Raw genomic sequence first — 24826 nt, 5'->3', positions numbered from 1 at the left:
TGCCCGCAATCTTTTGTTTCATTAAAAGAGCGACGGCAGATCCAGCCAGTTCAGCTTGAACGTCAGCTTGACGCCGTCATCCAAGAACTGAACATCGTCCACTCTAAGGATGTCCGGCAAGTGCTCCTTGAGCGGCACGGAAAGGGTGCCTAGCCCCCAGGTCTCCGCCGGGACGCGGATCGACTTGATCCTCGTAGATTCATGCTTCAGCACAATGACGCTGCCGTCGGCATCCATCGTGAAGGTCAGCTCAGCACCAAAAGGGATAAACTCCCACTTGCCGTTAATATCTGCCGTAACCTCCTGCCCATGGAACTGGAACTCGGCTCCGGTAACGGTAACCTGCGGGGGCATATCACCCATGTGCTTGATGAGCTCTTTCTTGGCCAGCTCGTTCAACTCTTCGCTGTTCAGCGTAATTTCCGGTTTCTTCGTCTTCAGCATCTGCATCGCTTTATCCTGGATATTCAGATCCGTATAGTTCAAATTCAGCTTGTGGTCCGGAGCGATGTACCAGATCAGCACGCCGGCGGCGATAATGACCACGATGATGATCGTTATGATGAACCGAAACAAAAATTTCCCAAGGCGCATGTCCGCCCCCTTTCTGCCGAAAAGCAAGTTCACTCCACCATTCGGCGCATTTCTAAAGTTTTATTTTTGGCCTATTTCAAAAACAGGCAGCCGGGATATTTGGTACCATCCTCCCTGACGCTTCTACCATATTTATGGTAAACTAAAACAATCTTTTTTTCTACGATACTAGATAACTTGGTTCAATTGTCTGTAAGAGGGTTATTTGGATAGTGTAGAAGCATACTATTCCAAGGAGGAACACAGTCTATGAAAAAAATCATCACTATTGCAGCAGCACTCGGATTAATGGCTTCCATGGGAACCGCAGCGTTCGCGGACAGCGCATCCACAACGTCTCCAACGAACAGCACTCCGTCCACCACGACTTCGGCCACAGGCTCGTCGGAGACCGTTGCCGAACCTACCAAGCTGGTACCTGAGCCGATCATCTCGGCAGGAGAAGAAGTAACGAATCCTACGGTGCCTCTCATCCTGACGGTAAATACACCGTTCTACTTTGAGCCCGGCGGTAAAGTCGCAAGCGTCCTTGCTCCGCAAGTCGTGGACACTACGGGCAACCGCGTTGGATCGCTCCTCGGCGAGTGGGTGGAAGTGTACACGTGGCTCGGAACGGCCTGGATTCTCGTAAAATAAGACATCCAAAAAGCAACATGCCAGTACTAGAATGAACTAAGGGTTTTACTAACGGGTGTCGGCGTCATTTAGTTCCTTCTACATAGAATATCATCAAACCTCCCGCACAGCGAAAACTTTGCGGGGGACAACAAAGGACCGGAGAATTCTCCGGTCCTTTGCATTTACGCGACCTTTATTTCAGAACGCTGCCTCCATACAGAAATCTCAGCTTCCAAGAGTTGCTGAAATCGGATACCGTAACGCCGCCGGCTTGATTGGAGTAGGTATGCAGCAGCTTGCCGTCGCCCAGATACACCGCCACATGGGTAATCCGCTGGCTGGACTTATCAACGCCTTGATAGGCGGAAGCGCTGGATCCGCGGTAACTCATAAAGAACACGAGATCTCCCCGCTTCAGCTGGTCCGTGCTGTATACAGCTCCGCTGTTTTCCTTCACCCAGGATCCCTGCTGTCTGGAATCTGCCGGAAGCACAACGCCTGCAGCCTCTTTGAAGATTTGGCGGGTAAAATCCGAACAGTCGAACGTGGTCGTCGTATTCCGGTTGGAACCAAACTCGTAAGGGGTTCCCAAATACTTCATGCCGGTCTGGATCACCTTTTCGATCATGGCATTCGTATTTTCCGCGGAGACGGGTGGTGCCGCTTCAGAGGATCCGGTACTCGGCTGGGATGCCGAACCGGTGCCCTTAACGGCTATGTATTTTTCGCGGGTGCTGACGTAGCCAACCTTGCCCGACGAAGTTTTCACTTTATAATAATAAGCCGTGCTTTTCTCCAAAATCTGCACGGTCTCTCCTTTTTTCACATAACCGAGCACGTTGCTGGACAGGGAAGGCTTGTCCCGAAGATTCACCGAGGCCTGGATAACGCCGACCTGGCTCTGTGCCTGAACCTGGCTGGATGCCGATGCCGCTTGAGCCTCATGTCCGGTCGGGATGATGACGGCTGCAGAAATGGCAGCGGATAGTAGCAGGCATCCGAGTAAGCTTTTCTTGATGTTAATCATTTCATTCCTCCTTGAGATGTCTGAGTCGCTTGTAGAAACCGGGGAACGCCGGCCCGCTTAGCGCTTGCTCTCATTATAGGCAGGAGGATCGAGAAACCGCATGGCCCTTTTTACACAAATAAACACTCCAAATGTTGGTAGTAAACAGGTCTATGGTCTTAAATACACCTGGTCCCTGGAAATCAGGGAACATTAAGGAAATGCCTGCAGCGGCCAAATAGTAGAACAAAGCCGGCCCTGTTCAGGCCAGCCTTGTTCATCCATGTTTTCATCAGACGAAACTTTACACGATTATTCCACTAATGAATTCTCCAGATCCTCCCCGTTATCCGTCCCGCCTTGATCCGGAAGGTCAGTGCCGATTGGAGCAGCGGCGCGGACGACCTGAACCGAGGCCATCGTCCGGCCTCCCTTATATTGAGCAGAGATCTGGGTCAAGCCCGGCTTATGACCGATCAGATTTCCTTCCCCGTCCACTTCGGCAACGTCCGGATGACTGCTGCTGAATTGAACCTGCTTGGTAATATCCGATCTCGTCTGTGTCGAATAGTCATACAAAAAAACCTTGATATCCAGCGTCGAACCTTCCGAAAGCGAGTATTGGGACGAATCCAGCTCGAGATAGCCGTTCAGGGGATCATACTCGCCCGTATCTTCCGGCAGTACAGTCACGATCAATCTTGCTGTATAACCCTCGTAAGATGCTTCCACATAGGTGTCTCCCGGCTCCTTTCCCGTGATTCGGCCTAATGCGTCGACTTCGGCAATCGCAGCGTCCCCCGAAACGTAGACTGCGGCGTTGGACAAATCGCTTCGGGTTCCGTCATCATATACCGCTTGCAGCACCGTGGAGACGCTTGAACCTGTTTTCAGTTTCTTTTCCTTTTCCAAAAATGCGATGCCTGTTAGTGTTCGCTCAACAGGCGGCTGGTCCGCCGGCGGCGTGAGCTTCATCAGCTGAAATTTCGCGCTGTCTCCCCGCTGAACGGTTCCAGGGAAAATATAACCTCCGTCCGGAGTTCCCGATGCGGTACCGACCCTGTAGATCGGAGGCCCCTTGAACAATTCCCTGCTGATCAGCCCCCCGCTCCGATCGACGCTTAACACGCTGTATTGATGCTTCCACTCTGAGCTCCAGTCCAAGTATGTAACATGTTCCCCCAGCAACGCGTAGCCCTCTTCCGTCTGGACCAGACGATTGAAATTCTGCGAATTGGCACCATCCGGGTATGTCTTTTCCCATTGCACCTGTCCGGTCAGGTCCGTCTTGGTAAGTACCGGCACGCCGTTGCCGTTAACGGATTTACGGCTCAAGATCATATAGCCTCCGTCCTCGGCCGGAATGACCGAGTAGGCTGTCCAGCCGCTGCGCGGCTCGACCGTTTGCTTCGACCACACCTCTTTGCCTTGATCATCGATCTTCATTACCAGCATCGCATCATGTTCTCTCGATTCATATTCCACCATACCTGCGTGGCCGACAGCGATGTAACCCCCGTCGCTCGCGGGAATCAGATCGGTTAAATAGTCGCTCCCCGAAAAACTGTACTGGTTGTACCACAGCGTATTCCCATTTTGATCGATCTTGGCGATATAAGCTCTGTCATAAGCAACCCAGTGGACGATCCCGCTTCCGGCGATCAAAAAGCTGCCGTCCTCCGTCTCGACAATGGCTTTCGGGTTTTGATCATACCCTTGTGCATCCAGGACCTTCTGCCACACCACATTCCCCGATGCATCCAGCCTGATCAGGAACAGCTGCCGAATCGGCTCAAACTCTTCACCCGTGTTCCCTGCAATGAGATAACCCCCGTCCTTGGTCTCAATGGCCCGGTATGCCGTACTGGACCCCCAGTCATAATAAGCCAGCTTCTGCTCCCATTCCACCTGCCCTTCTCCATCCAGCTTTACCACATAGGCCTTTCGATACGAGTCATAGATGTCGCCCAGGGCTAGATAGCCACCGTCTGATGTAGGGATGACCCCCTCTCCGCCGGACTGCCTTCCGTAATCCTTGGACCATTCAATCGCCGACCGCGTCGGCTCGGCAGCCGCAAGGCTGAATCCGGGCCACATCCCAACCATCACCAGCAATCCGGCAGTGCAAGCAGTCCACAATCGCCAAAACGTTCTGTTCACAGCCTTTACTCCTTTCCATCGTAAGCATGATTTGAGACAGGAATTTGTAAAATCCCTCCATCTATGTCATTATTCATCGAATTTCTCCAACTGGATATCCCACAAACTTCATAATTACCTGCTACGTTGGAACCGTTTTCCAATTTTAATTTTCACGCTTCGTCAGACCCATTGCTGAGACCATTTCTCCGAAAGGCTACGGGCGAACGCAAAAACAGCCACAATGCGTATGCACTGCGGCTGTTCACTGAAGCTGATCAAGAACACGGGGGCTTTTCAAAGGAACCGGCCTTCACAAGCTTTTCTCCCGAGGCTCCACATGGACGTGGACGTTCATAATATTATGAATTCTCTTCATCCGCTCTTCGATCTTGTCGCTGATGGCATGCCCTTCGATCAGGCTGAGGGTGGGGTCAACCACAATGACGACATCGACCAGGACATGATTGCCGTGAACCCTGGCCTTCACATCGTTGATGCCTTCAACGCCGGGGGTTTTGGCAATGGTGCCCCGCAGATCGCGGAGTTCCTCCTGATCGAACCCGTCAGTCAAGCGGTAGGTGGAATCGCGGAAAATATCCCAGGCCGTCTTGCAGATCAGCAGACCTACGGCAAATGCCGCCACCACATCCAGCCATGGCAGGCCGAACTGTGCCCCGACAATCCCGACCGCCGCCCCGATACTGACCAGCGCATCGGACAGATTGTCTTTGGCGGCCGCCATCAAGGCCTGGCTCTTAATCTCCTTGGCCAGCTTTCTATTATATAAATAGACGAACAGCATGCATACAGCGCAGACAGCCGCCACGCCGGCCGACCATAAATCCGGCGAGGCTTCTTTGCCCATAAACAGGGATTTGACCGCCTCCACCAGCACCTGAATACCGACCATGCCCATAATAAACGAAGCGATCAGCGATGCTACCGTCTCCGCACGGAAATGACCGTACGGGTGGTCTGAGTCCGGCGGTTTCTGCGATATCCGCAGGCCGATCAGCACGGCGGCCGACGCCACGATATCGGTCAGATTGTTAAACCCGTCTGCAAGCAGGGCGCTTGACGCAAAGAAGTAACCGCCGACCAGCTTGCCCGCGGAGAGGATCAAATACGCCGCAATGCTGATCCAGGCGCCGCGTTCCCCTTTTCGGATATCTTCATAGATATGATCCAAGTTCGTTGGCCCCTTTTCACCGTTTCATGCCCAAAGGCACTTTTTTATCCTAGCAAACGAAAGTCGTGTGGGTCTAGAGAAACATAGTTGCTTATGTTCAAGAGGTTTTGTCTCTCCCATCTCTTGTGGGGAGCCGCAAAAACAGCTAGAATAAGGACACAACCCCAAAGGGAGGAACCCTACCCATGACGGATAATCAGGACGCCAAAAAGGTCAATTTGGCCGACGCCATCCGCGCGAAGCTGGAGCAGAAGAAGCAGCAGAACAAGGGCGGTAAGCCCGGCGGCTTCCAAAGCAATGCCCCGCACGCGATGAAGAGCCAAAACACGAAAAAGCCCAACAATCAGCGCCGCCGCACTGGCGGGTCCTAAACAAGCCACGAGCTTTACGGACAACACAGAAAAGCTGCCACCCCCGCTTAAGGGAATGGCAGCTTTTTTTCATGGCTTGAAGCGTTAAACTTCCTGCGGATACATCTGCTCGCGCAGCGCCTTGATTTCATCGTTCTCCAGATACTCGTCGTATGTCATGACTTTGTCAATGATGCCGTTCGGCGTAATTTCGATGATCCGGTTGGCGATCGTCTGAATGAACTGATGGTCATGCGATGTGAACAGGATCGTCCCGTCGAAGTCGATCAGCCCGTTGTTCAGCGCGGTGATGGACTCGAGGTCCAAGTGGTTCGTCGGCTCGTCGAGGAGCAGCACGTTCGCGCCGTTCAGCATCATCTTGGCCAGCATACAGCGCACCTTCTCTCCCCCGGAGAGAACGCTCGCCTTCTTCAACGCTTCTTCGCCGGAGAACAGCATCCGGCCCAGGAAGCCGCGCAGGAACGTCTCGTCCTGATCCTTGGAGAATTGGCGAAGCCATTCCACCAGGTTCAGGTCCACCCCGTCAAAATATTCGGAGTTGTCTTTCGGGAAGTACGCCTGTGTCGTCGTAACGCCCCAGGAGAACTCGCCCGCGTCCGGCTCCGCCTTGCCCATCAGCACTTCGAACAGCATCGACTTCGGCAGTCCGTTCGGGCCGACAAAAGCGATCTTGTCGCCTTTGTTTACGACGAAGCTCAGCTCATCCAGTACCTTCTCGCCTTCAACGGTCTTCGTGAGGCGGTCTACCGTCAGCAATTGCTTGCCTGCTTCACGCTCCGGCTTGAAATGAAGGAACGGATATTTCCGGTTGGAAGGCCGGATATCGTCCAGCGTAATTTTATCCAGCTGCTTCTTCCGGGAAGTCGCCTGCTTGGATTTGGAAGCATTCGCGGAGAACCGCTGAATAAATGCCTGCAGCTCCTTGATCTTCTCTTCCTTCTTCTTGTTGGACTCGCGCTGGAGCTCCAGCGCCAATTTACTGGATTCGTACCAGAAGTCATAGTTACCCACGTACAGCTGGATTTTGCCGAAATCGATATCCGCGATATGCGTACATACCTTGTTCAGGAAGTGACGGTCGTGGGATACGACGATGACAGTGCCTTCATAGTCCATCAGGAAGTTCTCGAGCCACTGAATCGATTCGAGGTCCAAGTGGTTGGTAGGCTCGTCGAGCAGCAGATTGTTCGGACGGCCGAACAGCGCCTGCGCCAGCAGGACGCGGACCTTCTCATTGCCGGAGAGCTCCACCATCTTCTTGTCGTGCAGCTCGCGCGGAATGCCAAGGCCGATCAGGAGCGCAGCCGCGTCAGGCTCGGCGTCCCATCCGTTCAGTTCGGCGAATTCGCCTTCAAGCTCACCCGCACGAAGTCCGTCTTCCTCGGAAAAGTCCGCTTTCGCATACAGCGCATCCTTTTCCTTCATAATGGTATACAGACGGCTGTGACCCATGATGACGGTTTCCAAAACCGGATACTCGTCGTATTCAAAATGGTTCTGCTTCAGCACCGCAAGGCGTTCGCCCGGTGTCATGTGAACCTCGCCCTGGTTCGGCTCGATTTCGCCGGAGAGGATCTTGAGGAACGTCGATTTGCCGGCTCCGTTGGCGCCGATCAAACCGTAGCAGTTGCCTGGCGTAAATTTTATATTTACATCTTCAAAAAGTGCGCGTTTTCCGTAACGGAGTGTCACGCCGCTTGTACTGATCATGAAGTATTACCATTCCTTTCGCTAGTAGGCTTCAGCACATTATAGCATAAATCAACGTGCGTTCGAAGCCCATTTCATAATAGAAGGAACAAAGTATAGCCCGCGGATTCGGCCGAGCCCGGATATTCCTTCCCCTACCCGGACGTTTGTCCTATCATTGCCTATCTCTATCAATATAATCGTTTTTATCTATTTCTATTCCCGCTCGCGCTAAGAGATAATCAAAAGGACCCCAACATGAAAGGATGGGGGGCGTTGTCCAAACCGCTCGAATTCACCATGGTATAAGGGTCCATGCAAAAACACCGGAAAGAAGCCGCCCGGCGGCCTTTCCGGTGTTTCGTATGGATCTATCGGCGTATCCGATTCCTGTTCGGTATCCGGAACTACCTCCGCTCCGGGTGGATCGTCAGCGTCTCCCCGTAATGCATCACTTTAATCCGCTCCTCACTCAGACCGAGCCGGACCCGCTCCGCCTCCATCCGGTCCAGCGCCTCCCGGGCCGTATCATCGGCCAGGCGGAACGTGCCGTAATGCATCGGGATCATCATATCGGCCCCCACATCCAGAAAAGCCTGCAGCGCCTCTTCGGGATTAACGTGCTGCGACGTCATAAACCACTCGGGCTCATACGCCCCGATCGGCATCAGCGCCACGTGTAGGTTGAAGCGCCGGCCAATCTCTTTGAAGCCGGCAAAATACCCGCTGTCCCCCGCAAAATAGACGTTGGGCGGCAGCATCCTGGTGCCGTCTTCCGCTTCGGCGTTACCGGCTTCCCCTGTCTCATGCGGCTCCAGCACAAAGCCGCCCCAGTGCGAGGTGTTGGTGTCAAACGGCGTGCGGCGCGTCCAATGCTGCGTCGGGACGAAGCTGATCTTCACCTGGCCGATGACTACATGCTCCCACCACTTCAGCTCCCGGCAATTGTGGAACCCTTTGCGGACCATCTTCGCGCGGAGGCCGACCGGAACGATCAGCGTCGTGCCCGCCCGGTACAGCTTCCGGATGGAAGCCATGTGCATATGGTCATAGTGGGAGTGCGATATGAGAATGATGTCCACCGGCGGCACATCATCGATCAGGAGGCCGGGCGCACCGAGGCGCCGCTCAAAACCCATTCTTTTGGCCCAGACCGGGTCCGTCAAAATGTTGAGGCCCTCATACTGGATGAAAAAAGTGGAGTGGCCGATCCAGGTAATCGACGTATCCTGTCGGTTGCCGTGCAGATACTCCAGATCCGGCGGCATATTCGGGATTTGGAAGCTGTAGTCCTTTTTCTTCTGCCGCCGCTCCTGGCGCCACTGTCTAAACTGCTTCAACGTTTTATCCGTACTGACATTATCCATGTTATTGTAGCGGATCTTCGGCAAGAGTCCCCCTCCTTCCCGGGTGTAATCGCTGTTTATTCCATTTTACCCGATCCGAAAGCCTGTGTACCACTAGCGCTGACGCTCGAATGCATCCCTCTTTCCCAAGCTTGCTTACCGCTAAGTCTATGAATTATTCGTCATGCAGGTCGGAGTAATGAATGACGTACAGCGCCAAAAGCATCATCGTCACGACGACAATCAGCATCGGCGCGAAATAAATGGTGAATATCACTCGGCAGTACAGCTCCTTCTATGCAGCTTGGTAACCTCTTAGTCATTGTCGTCCTTCCATCCGTTTTCTATCCGCGGCAAAAGGTTTATGTTTGGGGGCAAAGTGAGGTAAACTGTAGTTTAGATGGTGGTTTCATCTATATAGGAATGAGTTGTATCATTTTTTTCAATAGTAAAAGGTATTGAAGAAGAAGGAGGTCTTTATCTGTGAAGATCAAATTTATCGAGCCAACGCCGAGTCCGAACTCTATGAAGCTGCACCTGGATGAGAGTCTGGAGCCCGGTATCCGCAAAACATATACGCTTGACAATGAACGCTCCGCCCCGGCTTGGATCCGGGAGATGCTGCATATCCAAGGGGTCAAGAGCGTGTTCCATACCCTTGACTTTGTCGCCTTGGAACGCCAGGGCAGCGCGGACTGGTCCGCCATCCTTGGCGAAGTGCAGGAGCGGTTCGGCCAGGAGGGCCTGACAAGCCAGTTCACGGAAGAAGACGCGGAAGCCGGCAGCCACTACGGCGAGGCGGAAGTGTTCGTTCAGTTTTTCCGGGGCATCCCGATGCAGATCCGCGTGAAATCGGGCGCTCAGGAGGTTCGCCGGGCGCTGTCCGACCGCTTCACGAAAGCCGTAATGGAAGTCACCGCGGCGACGATGATCAAGGAGCGCAAGCTGAAGGATTACGGCGTCCGCTACGGGGAGCTGGAGGATATCGCCGGTGAGGTCGAGCAGGAGCTTGAAGCGGCGTTTCCCGAGGATCGGCTGAAGCAGGTCATCGAGCAGGCGATCGCCCATGGCGCCAGCGAGAGCGAGTTTGAAGAGGAGCGGCGCGAGCTGAGCGACGCCGAGCTCGCCGAGGCGATGCAGAGCGTCGACTGGAAGGTTCGCTATGCCGCCCTGGACGGCATGCAGCCGACCGAAGAGCGGCTGCCGATCATCCGTCAGGCGCTGCATGACGAGAAGATGCAGACCCGCCGCCTGGCGGTCGTCTACCTCGGCGATCTGCGCACACCGGAAGCGATGGAGCTGCTGTACGAGGCGCTGAAGGACAGCTCGCCGACCGTCCGCCGGACGGCGGGCGACACGCTGTCTGACATCGGCGACCCGGCGGCCACGCCGGCGATGCAGGCGACGCTGAAGGACAGCAGCAAGATCGTCCGCTGGCGCGCCGCCCGCTTCCTGTACGAAGTGGGGACGGAAGAAGCGCGCGATGCCCTGGAGGAAGCGGTAAACGATCCCGAGTTCGAAGTGAGCCTGCAGGCACGGATGGCCTTGGAACGCATCGAATCCGGCGAGCAGGCCGCAGGCACCGTGTGGCAGCAGATGGCCAAGCGGAGCCGCTCCTGAAGACTGCAGGGAACGGCTCTTCCGGAGTTCCAGCTTTAACCATTGCCTTTTCCCGGCGTAATACGTTACGATGTTACGTGTTCAATACATCAATACAAAGAAATATGTAAAAGATAACCTCATCCGTCCAAGGTGAGGTAGAGGTTGCGGAAGCGATGAGTAGCTGTTCCGAGGCGTAAGAGCCGCCGGTGACGACAGCGAAGGGCGCCTTCCGCCGAAGTGTGCGAACCCGCTCTACGGTTGGCATGCTGGGTCTGTTCTCCGAAAGGGACAGAACTGTCGCGGTGTTCCTTCCTCCTGCAGGAAGATTCAAGCGCCGTGATGAGCTATCTTTCATGGAAGCACGGGTGCGGAAGCCATAGCGTCATTTATCGGGACCGCGGGTACTTCATACCTGGGGTCCCTTTTGGTTGTTCCCCTTCCACTCCATGAAGTCATATTCATATTTGAAGGGATGATTTCTTTTTATGCGTTTAAAAACACCGGCAACGGCACTCAAACAGAGCCTGAAATCCCGGCACATGACGATGATCGCCCTCGGCGGCTCTATCGGCACCGGGCTCTTTCTGGCAAGCGGCAGCGCCATCTCCTCCTCCGGACCGGGCGGAGCGATTCTGGCCTATGCCGCCGTCGGCCTGATGGTATATTTTCTGATGACAAGCCTGGGAGAAATGGCTACCTACATGCCGGATTCCGGCTCGTTCAGCACCTACGGCACCCGCTTCGTCAGCCCGGCCTTCGGATTTGCCGTCGGCTGGAACTTCTGGTACAACTGGGCGATCACGATCGCGGCCGAGCTGTCTGCGGCGACGGTCATTATCAAATATTGGTTTCCGGACTCTCCCTCCTTTTTGTGGAGTCTGCTGTTTCTCGCTATCATGTTTGCCCTCAATATTCTATCAGCCAAGGGCTACGGCGAATCCGAATACTGGTTTGCCATTATTAAAATCGCGGTCGTCATTATTTTCCTGATTGTCGGCATTCTGATGATCTTCGGGATCATGGGGGGCAAGCCGGTCGGCTTCGAGAACTTCAACCTGGGCGGCAGCTCCTTCCATGGCGGATTCTTTGCTTTCGTCGGCGTCTTTATGGCGGCGGGCTTCTCCTTCCAAGGAACCGAGCTGATCGGGGTCGCCGCAGGGGAGAGCGAAAATCCTCGCCAGAACGTGCCGCGCGCCATCAAGCAGGTATTTTGGCGGATCCTGATCTTCTACATTTTGGCGATCATCGTCATCGGCTTCCTGATTCCTTATACGAATCCGAACCTGCTGAAGACCGATCTGAACAATATCGGCGTCAGCCCGTTCACCCTCGTATTCCAAAAGGCGGGTCTGGCCTTTGCGGCGTCCGTCATGAACGCGGTCATTCTGAGCTCCGTGCTGTCGGCGGGCAACTCCGGCATGTACGCCTCCACCCGCGTACTGTATGCCATGGCCAAGGACGGCCTGGCACCTAAATTTTTGAGCCGGCTGAACAGCCGCGGCGTTCCCGTATACGCGCTCCTGATCACCACGGCGATCGGTATGCTGGCGTTTCTGGCCTCCCTGTTCGGCGACGGGGTCGTGTACAACTGGCTGCTGAACGCCTCCGGCATGTGCGGCTTTATTAACTGGCTCGGCATCGCCGTCTGCCATTACCGTTTCCGGCGGGCTTTCCTCGCCCAGGGACATTCCCTGGACGAGCTGCCCTACCGGGCGCGCTGGTTCCCGTTCGGACCGATCTTTGCCTTTATCCTGTGCATTATCGCGATCCTGGGACAGAACACCGGAGCGTTTACCGGCAGCAAAATCGACTGGTACGGCATTCTCGTGACGTATGTCAGCATTCCGCTATTCCTGGCCGTATGGTTCGGCTACAAGTGGAAAAAGAAAACCAAGCTGACCCCGCTGGAGCAGTGCGACCTGACCACCCACGATCCTCGGTAACGTTAAAAAGGAGACTCACAGATGAACATGTGAGTCTCCTTTTTTGTGTGCTGATGGCTTTCCCAAAATACCAGATGGCCAAAAAGCCCTCTCCTGCCAAGCTCCTGGGCTTCGCAGTGAGGGGGCTTTCTGCTGCTCCGACGACCTTTTGCCCGCCAATACACGCTTTGCCTATTTCCAAGTGACGTAAATTCTCAAATCCTCCGTCTCATCCAGCGGGCTTTGCGTGTATGAGATCGAGCTCACCCCAAGCCGGTACAAATCCTGCAGGGCGCCGAGCAGCTGCTCCTTGTCCCCGTGGAACCGGAAAAGCAGCGAGTGCCCTCCCGCAGCGACCACTGGTTTGGCCTTGGCACTGAGCTGGGCGGATGTCGATACGATCTGCGCCGGATCATACAGCTGGTACTCAAGCTGTTCCTGCAGCTTCTGGTAAAACGCCAAATGGCTTCCTCCCTGCCGGATCAGGCCGGACAGCGTATCGCGATACAAGGTCATGGCAGCGGGATAAGCTTTGGTCCATGCATGGTCCTTCCTCATCTGCGCGTCCGTGCGCAGGTAATAGCCCGTACCGACCTCACCGGCCTTGTCCGGAGCGGGATCATCCCAGGTCGTGTCCAAGTGGTACCATTTGCCGTCAAGAAGCACCAGATTCCAGGCATGCAGCTGACTCACGCCCGTATCTCTCGGGGCGGCGGTGCCTTCCACAATTTTATTCGGAATTCCGGCTTCCTTCAGCATTTTGTAAGTCAGCAGCGAATATCCCTGGCAGACCGTGCTGCCCGAGCTGAGTCCGTCATACGCGGTATATTTCTGAAGGGTCCTATCGTATTTCAAATGGAGTATCACCCAGTCGTGGATCGCCTTGATCTTCTCATGATCGTTCATGCCAGGCCGGATCAGGCTGCCGAGTACCGCCTTCACCCGCTGGTCGACGTAAGCCGTCTGCGCGGCCGTTTCCCGGTAGCGGAGCTGCACACTCACCGTGGCCGATTTCGAGCTGCCGCTGTAGGAGTAACCATAGCTTTCGATCGTGTAATTGATGTAGGGATCGCTCTCCAGCGCCTGTTCGAGGGCGCTCTTCAGCTGGCTCTTGAGGGCCGACGTCTTGCCCTGGTACACAAACTGAATCTTCTCCAGGCGCTGATTCATGGCGGCCAGCAGCTTCGCCTGAATCCCGTCCACGGTCGTGACCACATTCGCCGGAGAGGTCGCGGCCGCATATACCCTTTGCCAATCAATGCTCGGGGAAACGGCGGCGGCAACCACCGTTCCAAAGAGCAGCAACGAAACGAGCGAGAAGCGCTTTACAATCATATGGCCCCCTCCCTTCCTGACCATCATGCCGGTCCACACCTGTACCGCTTTTGTCATCCCATGGCCGAACGAGCCTACCCGTACATGAAAATGGCCCTTCCAAATGACTCTATTCCAGCTATGGGCAAGTTATGACACAACGCTTCTTTGCTGCTTTGCGAACGACCATCTGAGGCGGTTTGTGACCGGCTAACGAACGATTCCATGCAGCACACCTGCTGCCTCCTGCTGGCTTAAAGCACCTCTTGCCGCTCCATTACTTATCCGTTTCTGTTCGGGCAGCCGCCTGAACAAACGCCGCGGCCCGTTCCTGGACGGCCTCGACATTTCCCGACTCCAGCTCCGCCTTCGGCAGCAGCGAGCTGCCGATCCCGACCGCGCACGCCCCTGCTTCGAAATAATCGGCAATATTGCCGATCGTCACCCCGCCTGTAGCCATCAGAGGTATATGATCCAACGGCGCACGGATCTCTTTCAAATAGCCAATTCCGAGGCTGCCCATCGGGAACAGTTTCACTGCGCTGGCACCGGCCTCGTAAGCGGCCACAATCTCAGTCGGCGTCATGGCACCAGGCCATACGTCGATGCCCTGCTCCAGAGCAAAGGAGATGACGGCTTGATCGACATTGGGCGAGATCAGAAACTGCGCTCCAGCCTGAACCGCCTCCTTGGCCATGGCCAGGTTCAATACGGTTCCAGCGCCTACATAGGCTCGTCCGTCGTATGCCGAGCGCCAGCCTTCGATCATGTGCAGCGCCCCATCGGTATTCAGCGTAACTTCCATAAGCCGGACGCCTCCGGCGATCAGTCCCTCACCTGCCGTCCTGGCCTGATCCCGGGTGATCCCCCGGACGATCGCAACCATTCTTGCGGACAGCAGTTCCTGCATTGCTTGTGATGTATGCATGCGTTTCATTCCTTCCGAATCTATTTTTCTTAGTATATTCGGACTTTACAGGCGTTTTCCTTCCCGGACATGTCAATTCGGCAGGATCTCTCATGCTTCCGTTTATTTCGTCCTTGGCACAGGATTTGACGAAAAATCGACGTATTTTTCCCCCGAATCTACGGAAATGCAGGCCGGGTTTCGTATATAATAGGAATGTTGTATAGAAATGATTGTTTGTGGACGTTGGTAAACCCGATGATTTTACCTTAGGAATGGAGAGATTGTCCGTGACTTACGTGGATATTTCCAATATATCGGTCGAGGTATTCGTGACCGTGCTGCTGTTTCTGCTGATTATCGCCCCGCTGTTCAGCCTGGCCATTCTGCGTTTTTTTCAGGGCCGTCCCAAGGCCGGATTCACGCTCATCGCGACGGGCATTATCATCTACTTCGTGCTGCAGCTGGTCGGGAAACTGTTCTTTTGACAGCGTTTTAAAAGTAAAAAAGCCTAGGGATACCCCAGAGCGGCCCGGATCGCGGCCTGCTTTTGGCGGTCATCCCTTATTTTTTGCGCCTACGAAAAAAAGGCCGCCCCGGCGGAAGCATCTTTGCTCCAAGGGACGACCTCTAATTTAGCGGTTATAGAATGAACAGAAAATTATTGTTGATTCAAAAACTTCTCAAACTGGGTTGTGTTCATGCCCAGCACGCGGTTCTCGCCAATGACGGTCAAAGGAACGGCGCGAACGCCCATGTCCCAGACCTGCTGTGCATACTCATCGTTTTGCTCGATGTTGCGTTCTTCGAACTCGATGCCCTTGTCGGCCAGGTATCCTTTCACCTGACGGCAGTGCGGGCAGTTGGTGCTGGTATATACAATCACTTTATCCATCGCTTTAGGTCACCTCGTATCGTGAAAATGTCGTGTATGTCAACAGGCTCTTGCGCCGGCCTGATCGGTCCACTTCATGCATCCATTACAGAGCGACTGCGCTGTGCTCCAGACTTTCAATATACTTCTCGCAATCGATTGCTGCCATACATCCGCTTCCGGCTGCCGTAATGGCCTGTCTGTAGCGGGTGTCCTGAACGTCGCCGCAGGCGAAGACGCCAGGGATGTTCGTTTCCGTCGTTCCCGGCTGCACAACGATGTAGCCGTTCTCGTCGAGCGTAATTTGGCCGCCCAAAAATCCGGTATTCGGGTGATGACCGATGGCAACAAACACGCCGCTTGCTTCGATCAGTTCCTCTTCACCTGTCTCGTTGTTCAGCACTTTGAGGCCTTTCACGCCGCGTTCGTCAGCCACAACTTCGAGCGGAGTACGGTTAAGTGCCCATTCCACCTTCTCGTTGGCACGCACGCGATCCTGCATGATCTTGGAGCCGCGCAGCTCAGTACGGCGGTGTACCAGCGTCACTTTGGACGCAAAGCGTGTCAGGAAGCCGGCTTCTTCGAGCGCAGAGTCGCCGCCGCCGACCACGATAATTTCTTTACCGCGGAAGAAGAATCCGTCGCAGGTCGCACAGGTACTTACGCCGCGTCCGACATTCTCCTGCTCCCCGGGAATGCCCAGGTATTTGGCGGTTGCGCCAGTGGACAGGATCAGCGTCTCGGTTTCGATATGGCCGATGCCTTCCACGTCAAGCTTGAACGGACGCGCGCCCAGCTCTACGTTGTTCACCCAGCCCGTGCGGAATTCAGCGCCGAAACGCTCCGCCTGCTTGCGCATATTATCCATCAGTTCCGGTCCCATCACGCCTTCAGGGAATCCCGGAAAGTTCTCAACTTCTGTCGTCGTGGTAAGCTGGCCGCCCGGCTGCGGCCCTTCAATAATCAGCGGACTCATATTGGCCCGTGCCAAATAAATCGCTGCCGTCAATCCGGCAGGTCCTGTCCCGATAATTACGGATTTATACATAGGATCTCCCTCCAAGCTTCCCGTTCCCGGTGCATCGTCCCTTAGCGGGTTCGTCCGGGATCTATTTATCATTTAATTTAAAATAATTATTATCTGATAATCATTATCATACATTTTTCATAAGATGTCAATAGATCAAGTATACATGCCTTTCACCTGAATTGTGAACAATTTAATTTTTACAAATCGTTTAACAATTTCCTGCCGAGCAAAAAAGGAACCTCCGACTCTCTTTCGGAGGTTCCTTCATTTATGAGCCGCTTCGGTCTCGACACCGCACTTACCGCAGCAGACGGAGCCCGTTCAAAATGACAAGGATCGTGCTCCCTTCATGGCCGACCACGCCGAACGGAAGGGCGATGCCGGCGGCAAAGTTGCTGATCATCAGAAGCAAAATCACCGACACGGCGAACACCATGTTCTGCTTGACGATGCGCCGGGCGCGGCGGGCGAGCGTAATCGTCGAGGCGATCTCCTCAATGTTGTCGTTCATCAGAACGACATCCGCCACCTCGAGCGCGGTGCCGCTGCCGTTCATCCCCATACCCATGCCTACGGTGGCCGTAGCCAGTGCAGGCGCGTCATTCACGCCGTCCCCGACCATCACCACGTGGCCGTACTGCTCGCGCAGCCGTTTCACATGGTTGACCTTCTCTTCAGGCAGCAAATCGGCAAAGACGTAATCAACACCGATGCTGCTGCCGATGGCGTTCGCCGTCAGGCTGTGATCGCCGGTCAGCATCGCGACCTTGACGCCGATCGACTGCAGCTGCTTCACGGCCGCGGCTGCCTGTGGGCGGATCACATCAGCGAGAGCGACCAACCCGGCAATCCGCTCCCCGTCCAGAATCACGGACACGGTTTTGCCGGCCGCGTTCAGCTCCTGACGCAGCCGGAGCCATGCGGCATGTTCGCCAGACGGGTCGGCCTGGTCCAGCATATCCGCCTTCCCGATGCGCCAGCGTCTACCCTGAACCCAGCCTTCCATACCCCAGCCGGTCAACGAGGTCACCGATTCCGCTGAAGGCAGCATCGCTCCCTCTTCCTCGGCTTTCACCACGATGGCTTTAGCCAGCGGATGCTCGGACAGCTGTTCCACGGATGCGCAAATACCCAGAAGCTCCAGGCGGTCGTATCCGTCCGCCGGAATGAAATCCGTTACCTGCGGCGTTCCGAGTGTCAGCGTTCCTGTTTTGTCAAAAGCGACCACGGACGTCAGCGCCATGTTCTCTACATGCGCACCGCCCTTGAACAGAATGCCCCGGCGTGCCCGGTTTGAGATAACGGACAGCATCGCCGGCATAATGGAAGACACCAGTGCGCACGGCGAAGCTACCACCAGGAACACCATCGCTTTATAAAAGGAGGTTCCAAAGCTCCAGCCCAGCACAAACGGAGTCAGGAAAATGAGGACCAGCGTCGCCGCCACCACGATACGCGCATAAATGGCTTCAAACCGCTTCATGAAACGCTGCGAATCCGGAACCTCGGTCTCGGCTTCCTCCACGAGCTTTACGATTTTGGCGAAGACGGTGGATTCCGCGGAACGAGACACCTCCACGTACAGCACGCCTTCCCCGTTCAGCGTTCCGGCAAACACCTCGTCGCCCGCGGCTTTGTCGGCCGGGACCGATTCGCCGGTGATGGACGATTGGTTCGCCGAGGAGTTCCCCTTCTGGATGATTCCATCCGCCGGGATCAGTTCTCCCGGTTTGACCAGGACCAGGTCGCCGATGGCCAGCTCCCCAATCGGAACGAGCTTCATCTGCCCGTCCTGAATCCGCAGCGCGGTTTCCGGCTTCAGCGCCATCAGCGATGAAATATCCTTTTTGCTTCGTTCGGTAGTGTAGCTTTCCAATGCTCCGCTCAGGGCGAAGATAAAGATGAGCATGGCGCCTTCGTTCCAGTAGCCGATGCTTGCGGCACCCAGCGCGGCAGCCACCATCAGCAGGTTGACGTCCAGATCGCGCTCATGGATCAGCGTTTCGACCCCTTCCTTCGCTTTCAGCCAGCCTCCTGCGGCATAGGACAGAATATACAGCACGATCGATACGACGGCCGGGGCGGACAGCCAGCTGGCTGCCCAGCCGCCCAGCATAAGCAGTCCGCTTGCTAGCGCCGCCTGCATTTCCGAATTGCGGATCAGCGAGCGTAGATCAAAGCGCCCTTTCTTTCCGGGACCTGGGCGGTTCAGATTGGCCTGACGCTGAATCGATTGAGCAGGAGCATTTCGTATGTTTTCCATGAGTGATCACCTTCCTAATGAGAATGAATAGCATTATTAGTCCCCTTAAAATGGCACATGCTGCTCCGGACTAGCCGGAGCAGCATGGTATGCGGATGGAAACGGAACGCCTCTGACGAACCTTTCTTCCTACGCGATTGTTGTTTTTAAATGAGAATGATAATCATTTTTGCGTCAATACAATAATTTTGTGTTAAGGAAACTTTTTGTTAATTACAGTATACGCGCCCTCCCATAAAAAGTAAACGGGGATGCTATTTTTTACGCAAAAAAATAGGCTTTAATGAATCCGAAGCAGGCCTTCCCGCCCCAGTAATCATTAAGCCTATTGATTATTTATCCTATAAAGCGCGATGCTACGTTCTTCCCTGTGCGGATCTGCGCCTTAGTTCGTGCTGCCTTTCCAGGAGCTCCCACTGCGCTGCGGCGAGCCGCACGCCCGGCAGCTCGGAGGGAACCGTGCTGACCGCGTTCAGCCCCAAACGATAAACATAAGCGAGATCCGACGGTTTTACCGCCCCGGAGAGGCAGATCCGAATGGCCGGCTTCGTCCGGCGGATGCTGTACACCAGCTCCTCCAGCACGCTGTACGGAATGCCCGCACTGAGCACTTTTCCCCTCTCCTCTTCGCTGGCCAGGTATTCCATCAGCCAGGCCCCTTCATGCTTCCCGTTGATCACGATGAAATCCGCGAACCTGGCGATTTCCGCTGCCGCCGTTTCGCGAACGTCCCAATCCAGCATCGCTCCGACCCGGTATCTTAAGGATCTGCGCTGGTGACAAAGGGTTTCCTCGCCGACCCGATCGATAAACTCATGAATCCTATGAAAAGCCTCCCCGTCCTCTGGATAAGGAACCAGCAGTTCCAGACTGCAGTCGATCCTTTGCATTTGGCAGGACTGGGCGGCCCGAAACAGGGCTTCCAGCTGAATATCCCGGAGCATATCAATGTCCAGCGCCGCGTCGCCTTTCAGCTTACGGTAGTCTTTCAGGCGTCCGGACACGAGAGCCACCGTCAGCGGCGCTCCCTGCAGGCTGTGCAGGAGATTCACCAGATGCCCCTTCCACCGGTTCATCAGCCTCTCCTGAATCTCCCGTTCGCGGCCGTCAACTCCCGGATCCCGATTGAGCCACTCCGCATAAATTTCCTTCAGATGGCCGGTTCTCAGCCACTCTTCTTCCCGAAGCAGCACTAAACCGGCCGCTCCGTCCAGGCGTTCGTTTTGCCGGTACAGGTAAGGAGCTTCTTCCGTATATACCCGCAAACTGCGCATGGAATCACTCCAATCCAACAGCATTTCCGGGGTCGTGCCTTCCTCTGGCTTGGACCGGTATTCCTCCGCTTCCTGAAGGATTTCCCCAATCCGCTCGGAATCCGCGGACAGAAGCGCCTTCTCCCTCGTAATCGAGCCGATGGATGCAAGCTCTACCAGGGATGCGATCTCGGGAAGGGAGCCCGCCCTTGCATAGTCTCCGGCATCTTCCAAGTGGGGGGCATCCGATTCCTGGCGGCCGTTCTCCTCTTCCCTGCCGGAACGCCGGTCACGAGCGGTCCCGCCCATTTGTCCGCATGCCGGCTGGTGAACCGCTTCCACACCGCAAGGTGCGGGGCAGGAGCCGAATTGGCAGAAGCTGTTCTGACACCGTTCACCCTTCATTTTTGGCTGTCCACCCTCTCTTCAGAGATAAATGAGCTTCCACTTGCGTAAATTGCTGTACAGAATGAACTCAAGAAATTCATGTTGAAAGACTTGGATAAGCCGTTACAATGAGGGTTTTCATTCGAAACTTGAGTTCAATCTATATACCCTACAGAATATTAGCCGAAAGGGCGAAATATACGGAATTTGCGCGGTTTCCCAAGGAAAGCCTGCGGGCGGAGAGCCCCCATTGGGCAAGTTTACGATTCACAACACAAAAAGCCGCCTCAAACGAGGCGGCTGATCAGGATAAGGACGGGATTTAACTTCTATAGCTTTATATAGCTTTGGATGGCTTAGGCTTGCTGGCTGGCCTCAATGGCCTGCTCCAAATCGTGCAAAATATCGTCAATCGCTTCCGTACCGATCGACAGCCGCAGCATTTCCGGGTTCACCCCGGCGGCCACCTGCTCCTCTTCCGACAGCTGCTGGTGCGTGGTGCTGGCCGGGTGGATGATCAGCGACTTCGAGTCGCCGACATTGGCCAAGTGGGAGAACAGCTTCACGTTCTCGATCACCTTGCGGCCTGCCTCCGTGCCGCCCTTGATGCCGAACGTCAGAATCGCTCCCTGTCCCTTCGGCAGGTACTTCTTCGCCAGTTCATGCGAAGGATGGCTTGCGAGCCCGGGGTAACTGACCCACTCTACCGCATCGTGGCTTTCCAGGAACTGCGCGACTTTCAGCGCATTCTCGCTGTGCCGCTCCATCCGCAGGTGCAGCGTTTCCAGACCTTGAAGCAGCAGCCACGAGTTGAACGGGGAGATCGCCGATCCCATATCCCGGAGCAGCTGTACACGCGCCTTGATAATGTAGGCGATCGGGCCGACAGCTTCCGTATACACGACGCCGTGGTAGCTTGGATCCGGTTCGGTCAGTCCCGGGAACTTGCCGCTGGCCGCCCAGTCAAACTTGCCGCTGTCGACGATCACGCCGCCGATGGACGTGCCGTGGCCGCCGATGAACTTCGTTGCCGAGTGAACGACGACGTCAGCACCGTGCTCGATCGGACGCAGCAAATAAGGGCTCGGGAATGTATTGTCCACGATCAGCGGGATGCCATTCTCATGGGCGATAGCGGCAACGGCCTCCACATCAAGCACGTCCCCTTTCGGGTTGCCGATCGTTTCGGCGTACAGCGCTTTCGTCTTATCCGTAATGGCCGCGCGGAAATTTTCCGGGTTGCTGGCATCGACAAAGTGCACTTTAATGCCAAGCTTCGCCAGCGTATTGGCAAATAAATTATAGGTTCCACCGTACAGCGTTGAGGACGAGACGATCTCATCCCCGGCGCCGGCAATATTCAGGATGGAGAAGGTGATCGCCGCCTGTCCGGAGGAAACCGCCAACGCTCCGGCACCGCCTTCCAGGGCTGCAACGCGCTGCTCAAATACGTCGGTGGTCGGGTTCATAATGCGGGTATAAATGTTGCCGAACTCCTTCAGAGCAAACAGGTTGGCGGCATGATCGCTGTCCTTGAATCCGTAAGACGTCGTTTGATAGAGCGGCACGGCACGCGAAAAAGTCGCTGGATCGATTTCCTGGCCTGCATGGACGGCGAGCGTTTCAATGGATAATGGGCGTTTCTCGGACATAGGTGGATCCTCCTTCATGTAACTGTGGAAAATGATTCCACACGCGAATTTTTTTCATATTTTCTCATACTTTGTGAGGTTTGAAAAGAAGGAAATTATTATAAATCCGATAAAGTTTATTGGAATTATACATCCGAGAACGTGAGACCCAAACGCAGCGCATGGACAGGCTGATCAAGAACATCCAAATTTCAGCAAAAGTCCGGAAGATCAAATCCCGATCAGATCGGATATAAACGAGCCCATCAGCAGGACGGCCATGACCGCAGTAGCCCATACCGCTTTGGCAGAAAAGGCGCCTCCGGCGATTTCCGGCGCGTTCCGTGCCCTTAATCGCACTGACCGATAATACATGACTGCACCCACGGCAATAAGAAGAACCTCCAAAGCGCCGCTGATGAAAGGCCATTTCCATAAGCCGAACCCCATCAAAGGCAATGAGCCCAGATTTCCCGGCAGAATCGGCATGTCACTCCGGTGCACCAGCAGATCGAGCAGCCAGTGGCTGAAGACCACGCCGCCGATAACCCCTGCACTTCGCTTTCCCCATAGCCTCCAGGCCCCAAGGCCGGCAAGCAGGGCGATGATCAGCGCACTGACCAGCGAATGCGTATAGTCTGCATGGATAACGGCTCCGCCGTATCCTCCACCATCCGTTTCCACGGTTGTCTCCATTCCCGTAAGCAGCAGCGGCACAAAAATGACGTCAAGCAATTGCGTGCCCAGCATGATCGCCCACAGCGGAGTTTTGGGACTTGCGGCTTTGGCCGCTGCGGCGAGTCCAAAATGACCTGCGAACATCTTACTTCCCCTCCTTTTTCGTCGTCCGGCCGATTCGGGAATCAAGCCAGCCGCAAACCACTGTAAACAAAAGCATCAGAACGATAAAGCTCATCCATCAACCTCTCCTTTGCGGATCGTTATTTATCCGGCGCATGTTGTGCGCGGAAGCCCAGCAGCAAAACCTCGATCGCTTCACGAAACGTGGGAAGCAGACGCTCCATCAATTCCTCGGCCGATTCTTCGGACAGCTGATAGGTGCCCACAATGCCATGAAGCAGGTAAAAATAAATCCGGGTGGCCGACAGCAGCCGCTCGCTTCCCTCCGGTAAATCCAGACACTGCCGGACAGCCTGCATCAGCAGACGGAACATCCCGTTACGGACGCGGTTAATCTCAAGTTCGGGCTCCGCTTCGTCCACCCTTACGGAGCGTGCCTCAAAAAAGATGCGATGCATATTGCGGTGAATCAGGCAAAAGCGGATAAAATCCAGGCTGATTTGCCTCAATGCTTCTTCCGGCTCCAGCTTTCCGGACACCTTCTCCTCAATCTGCAGCTGCAAGTCCGTTAACGCCGGGATGGACAGTTCGTGGAGCAGCGCCTCCTTATCTTCAAAATAAATGTAGATCGCTGTATGGGAGCAGCCCGCTTCCTTGGCCACTTCCCTCATGGTGACGGCATCGTACCCTTTGGCCGCGAAAAGCCGGCCGGCCGCATTCAAAATGTCCTGCTTGGTTTGTTCGGATCGAACTTGTTTTTTTCTGGGCATCTGGGTGTTTGTTCCTTTCGGTCTTTTTTAACTAACCAACGGTTACTTAATCTGTATGTTATAAATATAACCAGCGGTTACTTTTGTGTCAATCCTTTTTTTAGGAGATCAGAAAGTATAAATTTCGGAGCTTCTGCTTCCTGATCCCGCAAGAAAAACTTCCTCTAGACACGGTCTCCGGGCGCCTTATTGTACTTGCAGGCAAAAAAAAGAGCAGCCGCGTCGCGGCTGCCATAAAAAAGGAATCCTGAGAGTTATAAAGAGAGTAATCGATGTCGAATTAAGCGAATGAATGGTTGCACATTCGGATCACATAATCCTATCGATTGATAAGTAAGAGCTTATTGGATATAAGCTTACTTTTAATAAGTGCATGGAAAAGTATATATCTTCCACAAGCGGTTTGTCAAGCACATACCGTCCCCATGGAACCCATCCGGTGAAAGTTGACGGTATCTTAAAATCAAACTAACATGTCATTAGGACCAATTAAATGCATGAACGGACGTTTCGAGCCGAGCCGGCTTGTCCGTTGCCTCCAGGAGGGAGATTAATTTGCATTCTACATCTACAGAACTCGCGACCCGATATTTTGAATTGATGGACAGACTTCCTAGAATTATAGATTATGCAGGTCTGGTTCGCCAGGTGAAGCTAAGCACGACAGAATCGTTTATACTTCAATATTTGCAAAATAGCGGCAGCCAGCGCGGAACGGACATCGTCAAGGTCACCGGCCTGACCACCAGCGCCATTACGCAAATCTGCGACAAGCTGGAGCAGGAAGAGCTCATCGTGCGCAGCCGCAGCGAGCAGGACCGCCGGTTCGTTAACATCTCGATTACGGACAAAGGCTCTGCGCTGCTGAAGAAGCTGGCAGAAATGAGCGCCGTCCGCATCGTCGAGACACTGGGAAATTTGACGGACGATGAAACCGAGCATCTGCTGGACACCATCCGTCAGCTTGGCGAGCTCATTCAGCTGCAGCGGAATGAGCGGCAGGCACAGTGATCCCCCTCATCAAGTGGATCCGAAGCAACGAGTTCGAATCCGAAGAGAACGGGCTCTAGAAGCGTTGTACTTTCGAGAACAAACCCAATTAAAAGCACCCTGAATT

The 24826-nt window shown here is 54.7% G+C and carries 21 protein-coding genes and 1 riboswitch; of the genes, 6 read left to right on the top strand and 15 right to left on the bottom strand.

All coding sequences use genetic code 11. The annotated features are described in order from the left end of the window. Positions 1-21: 21 nt before the first annotated feature. A complete protein-coding gene (locus tag BCV73_RS32485) occupies positions 22-621 on the bottom strand; it encodes a hypothetical protein (RefSeq protein WP_143811921.1) in 600 nt (199 codons plus the stop codon). A gap of 222 nt (positions 622-843) precedes the next feature. Between BCV73_RS32485 and BCV73_RS32480 the strand changes: the two genes are divergently transcribed. After that, positions 844-1230 carry a hypothetical protein gene (locus tag BCV73_RS32480; protein WP_089549845.1) on the top strand — a complete coding sequence of 129 codons (387 nt, stop codon included), beginning with the start codon at positions 844-846 and terminating at the stop codon, positions 1228-1230. A 175-nt stretch (positions 1231-1405) separates the two neighbouring features. Here the strand turns inward: BCV73_RS32480 and BCV73_RS32475 are convergent, their stop codons facing one another. The 3 genes from BCV73_RS32475 to BCV73_RS32465 all read right to left on the bottom strand — a co-directional run bounded on the left by BCV73_RS32475 (position 1406) and on the right by BCV73_RS32465 (position 5549). Continuing rightward, positions 1406-2239 carry a C40 family peptidase gene (locus BCV73_RS32475; RefSeq protein ID WP_089549844.1) on the bottom strand — a complete coding sequence of 278 codons (834 nt, stop codon included), beginning with the start codon at positions 2237-2239 and terminating at the stop codon, positions 1406-1408. 291 nt (positions 2240-2530) lie between these two features. Further along, positions 2531-4378, bottom strand: coding sequence for a PQQ-binding-like beta-propeller repeat protein (locus BCV73_RS32470; protein ID WP_143811920.1), 1848 nt, complete (start codon positions 4376-4378; stop codon positions 2531-2533). Positions 4379-4670: 292 nt separating this feature from the next. Continuing rightward, complete coding sequence (locus tag BCV73_RS32465; RefSeq protein ID WP_089549842.1) at positions 4671-5549, bottom strand: cation diffusion facilitator family transporter; 879 nt, start codon at positions 5547-5549, stop codon at positions 4671-4673. A gap of 185 nt (positions 5550-5734) precedes the next feature. Between BCV73_RS32465 and BCV73_RS32460 the strand changes: the two genes are divergently transcribed. Continuing rightward, positions 5735-5920: a hypothetical protein gene (locus BCV73_RS32460; protein WP_076176128.1), complete on the top strand. Its 186-nt coding sequence runs from the start codon at positions 5735-5737 to the stop codon at positions 5918-5920. 84 nt (positions 5921-6004) lie between these two features. On the opposite strand, the gene BCV73_RS32455 is transcribed toward BCV73_RS32460, so the two are convergent. Then, positions 6005-7630: an ABC-F family ATP-binding cassette domain-containing protein gene (locus BCV73_RS32455; RefSeq protein ID WP_076176130.1), complete on the bottom strand. Its 1626-nt coding sequence runs from the start codon at positions 7628-7630 to the stop codon at positions 6005-6007. Between the two features lie 386 nt (positions 7631-8016). Beyond that, positions 8017-9000 carry an MBL fold metallo-hydrolase gene (locus tag BCV73_RS32450; RefSeq protein ID WP_089549841.1) on the bottom strand — a complete coding sequence of 328 codons (984 nt, stop codon included), beginning with the start codon at positions 8998-9000 and terminating at the stop codon, positions 8017-8019. Between the two features lie 438 nt (positions 9001-9438). Here BCV73_RS32450 and BCV73_RS32445 point away from each other — a divergent pair, with 438 nt between their 5' ends. Beyond that, positions 9439-10575 (top strand): virulence factor, encoded by a 1137-nt coding sequence (locus tag BCV73_RS32445; RefSeq protein ID WP_089549840.1) that lies wholly within the window; start codon positions 9439-9441, stop codon positions 10573-10575. Positions 10576-10705: 130 nt separating this feature from the next. Beyond that, a riboswitch (Lysine riboswitch) is annotated at positions 10706-10912 on the top strand. Between the two features lie 130 nt (positions 10913-11042). Then, positions 11043-12500 (top strand): amino acid permease, encoded by a 1458-nt coding sequence (locus tag BCV73_RS32440; protein ID WP_076176136.1) that lies wholly within the window; start codon positions 11043-11045, stop codon positions 12498-12500. A 171-nt stretch (positions 12501-12671) separates the two neighbouring features. On the opposite strand, the gene BCV73_RS32435 is transcribed toward BCV73_RS32440, so the two are convergent. Both BCV73_RS32435 and BCV73_RS32430 read right to left on the bottom strand, forming a co-directional pair. After that, entirely contained in the window at positions 12672-13814 is a 1143-nt protein-coding gene (locus tag BCV73_RS32435) for a transglutaminase domain-containing protein (RefSeq protein ID WP_089549839.1), read from the bottom strand. 256 nt (positions 13815-14070) lie between these two features. Further along, on the bottom strand, positions 14071-14721 hold the full coding sequence (locus tag BCV73_RS32430; RefSeq protein WP_244879524.1) for a bifunctional 4-hydroxy-2-oxoglutarate aldolase/2-dehydro-3-deoxy-phosphogluconate aldolase: 651 nt from the start codon (positions 14719-14721) through the stop codon (positions 14071-14073). 269 nt (positions 14722-14990) lie between these two features. Between BCV73_RS32430 and BCV73_RS32425 the strand changes: the two genes are divergently transcribed. Continuing rightward, the gene (locus BCV73_RS32425) at positions 14991-15188 is read left to right on the top strand and encodes a hypothetical protein (RefSeq protein WP_076176143.1); all 198 of its coding nucleotides are present in this window, start codon (positions 14991-14993) and stop codon (positions 15186-15188) included. Between the two features lie 173 nt (positions 15189-15361). On the opposite strand, the gene BCV73_RS32420 is transcribed toward BCV73_RS32425, so the two are convergent. From BCV73_RS32420 to BCV73_RS32385, 7 genes are all read right to left on the bottom strand, one after another. After that, a complete protein-coding gene (locus tag BCV73_RS32420; RefSeq protein WP_089549838.1) occupies positions 15362-15595 on the bottom strand; it encodes a glutaredoxin family protein in 234 nt (77 codons plus the stop codon). Between the two features lie 85 nt (positions 15596-15680). After that, positions 15681-16622, bottom strand: a complete 942-nt coding sequence (trxB, locus tag BCV73_RS32415) for a thioredoxin-disulfide reductase (protein ID WP_076176148.1) — start codon at positions 16620-16622, stop codon at positions 15681-15683. A 280-nt stretch (positions 16623-16902) separates the two neighbouring features. Next, on the bottom strand, positions 16903-18867 hold the full coding sequence (locus BCV73_RS32410; RefSeq protein WP_089549837.1) for a heavy metal translocating P-type ATPase: 1965 nt from the start codon (positions 18865-18867) through the stop codon (positions 16903-16905). A 356-nt stretch (positions 18868-19223) separates the two neighbouring features. Beyond that, positions 19224-20525 carry an aldolase/citrate lyase/malate synthase family protein gene (locus BCV73_RS32405; RefSeq protein ID WP_143811919.1) on the bottom strand — a complete coding sequence of 434 codons (1302 nt, stop codon included), beginning with the start codon at positions 20523-20525 and terminating at the stop codon, positions 19224-19226. A gap of 338 nt (positions 20526-20863) precedes the next feature. After that, positions 20864-22159, bottom strand: a complete 1296-nt coding sequence (locus BCV73_RS32395; protein ID WP_076176155.1) for a homocysteine synthase — start codon at positions 22157-22159, stop codon at positions 20864-20866. Positions 22160-22369: 210 nt separating this feature from the next. Further along, positions 22370-22960: a permease gene (locus BCV73_RS32390; RefSeq protein WP_089549834.1), complete on the bottom strand. Its 591-nt coding sequence runs from the start codon at positions 22958-22960 to the stop codon at positions 22370-22372. 119 nt (positions 22961-23079) lie between these two features. Further along, entirely contained in the window at positions 23080-23709 is a 630-nt protein-coding gene (locus tag BCV73_RS32385) for a TetR/AcrR family transcriptional regulator (RefSeq protein WP_089549833.1), read from the bottom strand. A gap of 555 nt (positions 23710-24264) precedes the next feature. Between BCV73_RS32385 and BCV73_RS32380 the strand changes: the two genes are divergently transcribed. Continuing rightward, on the top strand, positions 24265-24720 hold the full coding sequence (locus tag BCV73_RS32380) for a MarR family winged helix-turn-helix transcriptional regulator (protein ID WP_076176161.1): 456 nt from the start codon (positions 24265-24267) through the stop codon (positions 24718-24720). Positions 24721-24826: the final 106 nt, after the last annotated feature.

The sequence above is a fragment of the Paenibacillus sp. SSG-1 genome, from assembly GCF_002224835.1.
GTDB lineage: Bacteria > Bacillota > Bacilli > Paenibacillales > Paenibacillaceae > Paenibacillus_AQ > Paenibacillus_AQ favisporus.
Note: the sequence above shows the minus strand (reverse complement) of the source record. Positions and strands in the feature narration are given on the sequence as shown.